Source organism: Secundilactobacillus paracollinoides DSM 15502 = JCM 11969 (genome assembly GCF_001311135.1).
In the GTDB taxonomy this organism is placed as follows: domain Bacteria; phylum Bacillota; class Bacilli; order Lactobacillales; family Lactobacillaceae; genus Secundilactobacillus; species Secundilactobacillus paracollinoides.
Genome location: NZ_BBAG01000092.1, coordinates 1 through 7639, shown reverse-complemented (window position 1 = coordinate 7639; position 7639 = coordinate 1). Strand labels below are relative to the sequence as shown.

At 47.7% G+C, this 7639-nt stretch carries 6 protein-coding genes and 2 pseudogenes; 7 read left to right on the top strand and 1 reads right to left on the bottom strand.

The window, feature by feature from the left end:
* Positions 1 to 922 precede the first annotated feature (922 nt).
* From JCM11969_RS15515 to JCM11969_RS15505, 3 genes and pseudogenes are all read left to right on the top strand, one after another.
* Positions 923 to 2139, top strand: a pseudogene (locus JCM11969_RS15515) (oxalate decarboxylase family bicupin).
* A gap of 10 nt (positions 2140 to 2149) precedes the next feature.
* Positions 2150 to 2983 (top strand): FAD-dependent oxidoreductase, encoded by an 834-nt coding sequence (locus JCM11969_RS15510; RefSeq protein ID WP_054712640.1) that lies wholly within the window; start codon positions 2150 to 2152, stop codon positions 2981 to 2983.
* 84 nt (positions 2984 to 3067) lie between these two features.
* Positions 3068 to 3289: a hypothetical protein gene (locus tag JCM11969_RS15505; protein ID WP_054712637.1), complete on the top strand. Its 222-nt coding sequence runs from the start codon at positions 3068 to 3070 to the stop codon at positions 3287 to 3289.
* A 284-nt stretch (positions 3290 to 3573) separates the two neighbouring features.
* Here JCM11969_RS15505 and JCM11969_RS15500 read toward each other — a convergent pair whose 3' ends face one another.
* Positions 3574 to 3921 carry a hypothetical protein gene (locus JCM11969_RS15500; RefSeq protein ID WP_054712634.1) on the bottom strand — a complete coding sequence of 116 codons (348 nt, stop codon included), beginning with the start codon at positions 3919 to 3921 and terminating at the stop codon, positions 3574 to 3576.
* 498 nt (positions 3922 to 4419) lie between these two features.
* Here JCM11969_RS15500 and JCM11969_RS20580 point away from each other — a divergent pair, with 498 nt between their 5' ends.
* The 4 genes and pseudogenes from JCM11969_RS20580 to JCM11969_RS15490 form a co-directional block, all read left to right on the top strand.
* Positions 4420 to 4509, top strand: a complete 90-nt coding sequence (locus tag JCM11969_RS20580) for a putative holin-like toxin (RefSeq protein ID WP_225353342.1) — start codon at positions 4420 to 4422, stop codon at positions 4507 to 4509.
* 899 nt (positions 4510 to 5408) lie between these two features.
* On the top strand, positions 5409 to 6365 hold the full coding sequence (locus JCM11969_RS19415; protein ID WP_225353341.1) for an amidohydrolase family protein: 957 nt from the start codon (positions 5409 to 5411) through the stop codon (positions 6363 to 6365).
* Positions 6362 to 7108, top strand: a complete 747-nt coding sequence (locus JCM11969_RS19410) for an adenine deaminase C-terminal domain-containing protein (protein ID WP_225353340.1) — start codon at positions 6362 to 6364, stop codon at positions 7106 to 7108. Before JCM11969_RS19415 ends, JCM11969_RS19410 begins: the two co-directional genes overlap by 4 nt.
* 231 nt (positions 7109 to 7339) lie before the next feature.
* Positions 7340 to 7639 (top strand): annotated as a pseudogene (locus JCM11969_RS15490) (P-loop NTPase family protein); the annotation flags it as partial.

Genomic DNA, 7639 nt, shown 5'->3' with positions numbered 1-7639 from the left:
AAGAAATTGAATAAACGGCTTTAAACACTACTTCTAAAAAAGGCTGCAACGGAAAATGTTAGTTTCCGTTGCAGCCTTTTTTTAATCTGACGTTAATCAACTGTCACATAGCGTAAACAAATCTCACAACAAAACTGAGCGGTAGTTGTTCGTTGCATTCCGCAATTTGGCACTCCGTGTGGTGGCTCGCGATGAAGCTAATTCGATTTCTGCTGTGCAGCTGTCGAATGGATCTCCATCGTCTCGCACATCAGTAACCGACCATAATGCGGTCGCTAACTGATGTCGACACCACAGCTCCGTACCAAATTGCTCCATTCCACTGACGTTGAGCTTACTTTTTTCCACTTGCTAAGTATCACAATGGCGTTAACCCTAGTTCGCGGAGAATCCGCCCTTGACTGCTAATCAGCCCATTAACTGCTATGCTCCTCACTATATTTTACTCACAGGTAACGATGAATTAACAGGCTTCACGACACCGTTTATGAAGCTTTACCATCTATGGTGAGGATTACAAGTATCGTAGCGTAGTGGAGTTACCCGGCCTGCTCCACACTCTGGCTTCAGCCTGCAGGGTCGAACAGCGCAACGAAGCGTAAATCGCTCAAAATCAATGTCTTGAAAAGAAGCGGACTATTTAAAATAGATAGTCCGCTTTCTGCTTCAGCATTTAACTGGCCTGTTCCAGGTATAATTATAAAATTCAACAGACTTGAGTGAACTGCCTATCAGAACGTTAATGACCCACAATTTATTGTGAATTGTTTTCAAATAAGCGATTTTCGACAGTGAATTACTATCGATGATGTTACGTTTATTTAATAGAATCGCCGTCACAACAGCCTTCCAAGGGTAATTATTAGAATAGTCAGGATGGTCATTCTATAATCAAGGTATCACAAAGAAGGAGGTTATCACGATGACAGATGTAGAACCAATTCGAAACAGTGACCATTCAGGATGGATCGATAAGGGGCCCAGAAATATCGAACGGGACCGCCAGAACCCCGATATTTTAGTGCCGCCAACTACCGACCATGGTACGTTACCCAACATGCGGTTTAGCTTCTCAGACGCTCACCAGCGGCTGGAAGAAGGCGGGTGGACCCGCGAAGTGACCAACCGGGAATTACCGGCAAGTCATGATCTAGCCGGTGTCGATATGTGCTTAAAGCCCGGTGCATACCGGGAACTGCACTGGCACAAGGAGGCTGAATGGGCCTTTATGATTGCCGGTAACGCGCGGGTCACTGCACTTGATGAGCAGGGCCGGTCGTTTATTGACGATATTCAGGCCGGTGATCTGTGGGACTTTGAAGCGGGATTACCACATTCGATTCAGGCGCTGGATCAGGGGTGTGAATTTTTACTCGTCTTTAGTGAACCCGACTTCTCTGAAAATAATACTTTCCTGTTAACCGATTGGCTGGCACACACACCAAAGGATGTGGTGGCCGCCAACTTCAAAACGACTCAAGATGCGCTGACCAGTCTGCCCGGTAAGGAAAAATACATTTTCAGTGGCGACGTTCCAGGGTCGCTAGAAAGTGTTAAACGGCCAAATAAGAACGGTGATATGCCCGTCCCATTGACGCTGCATATGGCGTCGGTCAAACCAAAACAGTTTGAAGCTGGTAAAGTCTGGATCATCGACTCAACGTGTTCCCAGCAGCGCAGACCATTTCGGCCGCAATCGTTGAAGTACAACCTGGCGGGATGCGCGAACTTCACTGGCATCCAAAATCTGAAGAGTGGGACTACTACGTGCAGGGGCAGGCCAAAGTTGGCGTCTTCAATTCGGCTGGCCTGGCCAGAACGTATAATTTTCAGGCGGGTGATGTGGGGGTTATCCCATTAGTTGCCGGCCATTACATTCAAAACATCGGCACCGAGCCGTTGATCTTCATTGAACTCTTCAAGAATCCCGTTTACTCAGACATTTCGCTCAACAAGTGGCTAGCGACGAATCCAACCCAAATGGTCGCTGATCACCTCAACCTCACACCAGAGACGGTGGCTAGTTTACCGCAAGAAGAGGCCGCGGTGATCTGGTATGACCAGTCTAAGACAACCACACCAGCCGAACCCTCAACACCAGACGATCTGACGACCCACGCCCGCGACATCTTTAAGTGAGGCGATGACCATGACGAAAATTGATGTCATCGTTATTGGCGGCGGTGTCGGCGGCACGACTGTGGCCAACGGATTGGCGGCCAAGGGCCGGGAAGTTGCCATCGTTGAAGAACGCGACTGGGGCGGCACCACGATCAACCGTGGCAGTACTCCCAAGAAAGCCTTGCTGGCGATTGCTGAAACGCATCATCAGCTGACCCGTCTTCAAGGAAACGGGTTTGATTCGGTGCCACCCATCAACTGGCGGACTGCTGGTAACATCCGTGACCAGCTGATTATGGACGAAAGCACCCGGACAAAAACGCGGCTCTTAGAAAACGGGGTCACAACGATCGAAGGTCACGCCACGTTCTTAGACGCGCACACCATTACCGTTCAGGGTGAAACGTATCAAGCAGACCAGATTGTGCTGGCTACCGGCGCGAAACCGCGGCCGTTACACTTTCCTGGTCAGCAGTATGTCGGCCACAGCGCCACGTTACTGCGGGCACATGAGCTGCCACAGCGCATTGTGATCCTTGGTGCCGGCATTATTGCGTTTGCGCTGGCCAGTATCGCCAGTGAGGCCGGTGCCGACGTGTTGATCGTGCAGCACGATGACGTTGCTTTGAGGGCGTTTGACCAAGAATTCGTGACCACCCTGATGACCCAGCTCGCGCAACAAAATGTCACGTTCTCCTTTGACACTCAAGTGCATACCATCACGAAAACGAGTAGCGGTCTGACAGTGCAATTAGATCATCAAAACAAGCTTGAAACAGTAACAGCCGATGCCGTTTATAACGTGACTGGCCGGGTACCAAATATTGCCGGCTTTGGGTTGGAAACCGTGGCACTAAAGTAATCACCACATGGCATCCAAGTCAGCTCAACCCTGCAAACGTCACACCCCTCAATCTGGGCGGTGGGCGACTGCAGCGATGCGCCAGTGTCCAAGCTGAGCTCATATGCCATTTATCAGGCGAAGTACCTCGTGGCGCAATTAACGCGACCGGATCAGTATCCAATCGATTACCCAGTACCAGCCATGACCGTTTTCAGTTTGCCAAAACTGGGTCAGGTCGGCGTCAGTACAAACTGCCAACGCAACCGAACGCCTACACGATTCAGACAATTGATGCTGCCACTTGGCAAACCTATGCTCGGCTGAATCAACGCCCGACGCAACTGAAGCTCGTTAGACGAAACAGTGACCAGCGAATCGTTGGTATGACCGTGCTGGGGGATCAGCTGATAATCTTGTCAATGACTTTGCGTTGTTATTAAACGGCAAGATCGACGGCCCTGAATTGCAGAAGATGATTTTTGCTTATCCGGCTATGGCAGATGATTTATTTTGCATGTGGTACTAGATTGCCAATGTTGTGAAAGAAAAAAACGTCACCATTCCAAATTAAGAATGATGGCGTTTTTGCGTGCTGGTTATTAGTTTTACTAGTGCGTTGATGCAGTAACAATGGCTTTGATCAACGTCGTGATTTTCGAATCAATTGTAGCCAGATAGCTGTCACGGTCAAGACTGCCGTTTTGGACGGTTTGAATATCGTCATCGATCAGCAAATTGCCGAATAACTCGATCAGCATTTTCTTGAGTTTTTCGGCTTCTTCATCCGTGTAATTCATGGTCACGGCCAGCAGGTCCATTCCGCCAGTGACGTAGCCGTAGAAATAGTTTCTGGCGGCGCTAACGGTCATTTTTTCCTGCGTCAACATATTGACCAGGCCAAACACTTCGTTGCCAACAGCGCGGGCGAGGTCGTTCATGGTTGCGCGATTATTCATAGTGGGTCTCCTTGTTCGATTTGGGTGTTTTGAGTTAATTATACCTGACTGTGCCGAGATTGGGCGCGTATCAGGGTTATTTTTGCTGAATTTAGATTGTTAGTGGCAATAGAGCATGAAATCTGCATCAAAAAAGCCGCCTCACCATAACTTTAGCCAGTTATGAGGCGACTTGACGCAATATAAACTTATCCACCGTTCTAAAACGGTATGCAAAAGAAGCATAGCATGTCGCCAGCTAATATGGCAACTAAAAACAACGCCAAATTCAGGAATATTTTCAAAGGCCGCTCAATCAATTTATCTAAGGCTCGATCGCAATGGATAATGGTCTACAATCCCTTATAAATCAACGTTATTTGCACTATGCCAGACGCTAGTTTATTGATATAATCAAACATGCAGAAAGTTTTATGAGCGGTGGCTGCGCTTTTCCTGAGAGGGGTAATGACCGATGAAAATTCGGCACGATAATCCTAATGAAAGGTTCCGTAGCTAATGAGTTTTTTTAGCGCATTGATGTTGATGCTAACGTTCGCCAAGTTGTTAATTGACGTACTGAAGTATATCAACAGCAATCGTAAGTAACAAAAAAGCCGCCTCATCATAACTTTAGTAGAGTTATGAGGCGACTCGTCGTCCTGTAACTATGCCACCGTTCTTAAAGCGGTTTACATTGGAGGCCCTGTTAGCGCAGCGCCTCTTTTTTGTACATTCATTATAACATGAAATAGAAAGTCTTGGCTACAAAGACACCAAAGCATCTTTATGGGTTCATTCACAGGATAGTTGTAACAAATAATACCATTTTTAATAGATCCGATTTTGAACCATGTCTAAATTGAAAACTTGTCAAAACGGGCTTATAGACCACTTTATGGAAAAGCCAAAACTTCCCGGAAGTAGTTCAAATAGCTTATTGTTTTATAAATATTAATCTGATATTTTAATTTAAAGTGGCTAAGTTCTAAGCGGATACGATACGCTTAGAACCATAGTTACTCAGTAATTTACGAAAATAAGTGAAACAAGGAGATGACTACATGAATTGGGTTGATTGGCTGATTTTGATTCTGCAATTAGTGACATTACTGTTGATGGTTTTAAATTATAGATCATCAAAACGAAGATAACTAATGGAACAGTCAGTCATTAAATCACCACACTAAAAGTGAGGATACAATGGATGACTGTTTTAATTTAAATTGATAACGGTTGCAAACACTATAACTATAATGTCACAAACCATAAGTTTCTTAATCGTCTCTAAGCCAAATTGACCCATCCGTAAAAAACACCTTGCATCCCCATCATCTCCCGCGGTAAGATAGACAACAATAATTTCAGCTAGAACACAAATCCAACATATAAGGAGGCTCGTTCTAATGTCAATCACATAAGCGCTAAACCATGGTTAAATGACTTACATTTCATGCCATCATCACTGTTCCGAAACCGTTGCCCACGGGCAAGAAAGAAGGATTAGCGTGACTAAGATTGACCTTTGTTTACAAAATGCGAAGATACTGAACGTGTTTAATCGAACTTTTGAACTGAAAACTGTCGGCATCACCAACGGGGTCATCACCCAGGTGGAAGCGCCCAGTGTCCATCTTGATGCTGACCAGTACCAGGATCTTAGCGGTAACTATCTCGTGCCAGGTTTCATTGACGCGCACATGCACATCGAAAGTGCGATGGTTGCACCAAGTGAGCTGGGGAAGGTGCTGTTGCAACACGGAGAAACGAGTATCGTGGCTGACCCGCATGAAATTGCGAATGTCTGCGGCGTACCCGGTATCAACTATATGCTCCGCGATGCCAAACAAACGCCGCTTGATATCTTCTACATGCTGCCATCAAGTGTGCCATGCACAACGATTTCGCATAATGGTGCGTCTTTGCCGGCTGTTGCACTCAAGCCGCTGTACCAACGCGAAGGGGTCCACGGACTCGCAGAAGTTATGGATTATCCTGCAGTTGAGAGTCAGCAGGCGGACACGATGCAAAAAATTCATGACGCTCAGGCAGCGGGCTATCACGCGGACGGCCACGGTGCCGGATTGACGTACGATCAGCTGCAGGTCTTCAAGCGCGCTGGCATCAGTAACGACCACGAATGTACGACGCTGCAGGAAGCTCAGGACCGTCTCAACGCCGGTTTAAACGTCTTCCTCCGTGAAGGCTCCGTTGAACGTGACCTGGAAAATACGATCGGTATCGTGACCGAAGCGAATGCCCAACGTTTTTCATTTTGCACGGACGATAAAACCATCAGTGACATTTTAAACGAGGGTGCCATTGACCGCAACATCCGGCTAGCAATCAAGGCCGGCATTAATCCTGCCACCGCCTACACGATGGCCAGCTACAACGCTGCGCAAGCCCAGCAGTTGACTGCCAAGGGCGCCATCGTGCTGGCGGTGACGCCGACCTCGTTGTGATTTCTGATTTAGCTGAAGTAACGATTGAAAAAACGATGAAGGCGGGCCAATGGATTCAGATGTCTGAATCAAAGACAACCCCGTTTAATCGTCAAACCGTGCACCACCATTTCAAGTTAAAAGACCTGGTATTACGGTTAGCGAGTGAAACCTGCAACGTCATTGGCGTAAAACCCAACCACATCGAAACCGAACATCTGCAGTGTGAGGTGCCACTTGAAAACGGCGAGTTTACCGGCGATACCATCCAGGATATTTTAAAGATCGTGGTTGTCGAACGCCATCATGAGCTGGGTACTTCGAGTGTCGGGCTTGTGAAGGGCTTTAGCATTAAAAATGGGGCCGTCGCAACCACCATCGCGCACGATGACCACAACATTGTGGCCGTTGGCACCGATGACGCATCCATCTACGCCGCCATTATGCGGATCACTGAGACCAACGGCGGCATCGCAGTTGCGCAAAACGGCACCGTCATTGCCGACATGCCGCTGACCATTGCCGGGTTGATGTCCGATAAACCGTACGCAGAAGCGGCAGCCGATCTCAACCACTTGTTTGAAGCTTACCAGGTGATCGCCGACAAACAGTCACTGGCGTTTGACCCGTTCATCACATTGTCCTTCCTGACGTTGCCGGTCATTCCAACCATTAAAATGACTGATCAGGGTCTCTATGATTTTGAGCAGGGCACCTTTATTGGCATCACATGTCGTGAACCTGTCGGCGCAAGTACGAAATAAAAATTAATAGTGCCACCAAAAAACGGCCGAGCTAAAATGCCCAGCTGCTTTTTAAGTTACTTTTCGAAATTTAGTTCGTTGCGGTCGGCAACAACACAACCGCAAAACTGCCATACCCAACAAAGGCACCAGGATTCCCCCTTAGGAAACGACCCGATATTTTGAAATTTTCCTCTAAGTCAGGTATATTTTGAAGTAAGGCAACTCATTAACTGAGAAGAAGGAGTGATCATGATGGATATAACTGAACCAAACGCCATCGAAGTGTGGGGAGCTTACGTCAACAATCTCAAGCACATCGACGTGGATATCCCGCTACATAAACTCGTTGCTGTCACGGGCCGCAGCGGCTCTGGAAAGTCATCACTTGCGATGGGCGTCCTGTATGCGGAGGGGATGCGCCGCGTTACCTCAGCTCGCTATCAACATACACCCGCCGGCGGATCGGTCAAACGGGGCACGCGGCGGTCGACAACATTGACCATATCCCCAGTGCCATTGCGCTGAGACAACGGCCAGTCGTACCGGGCG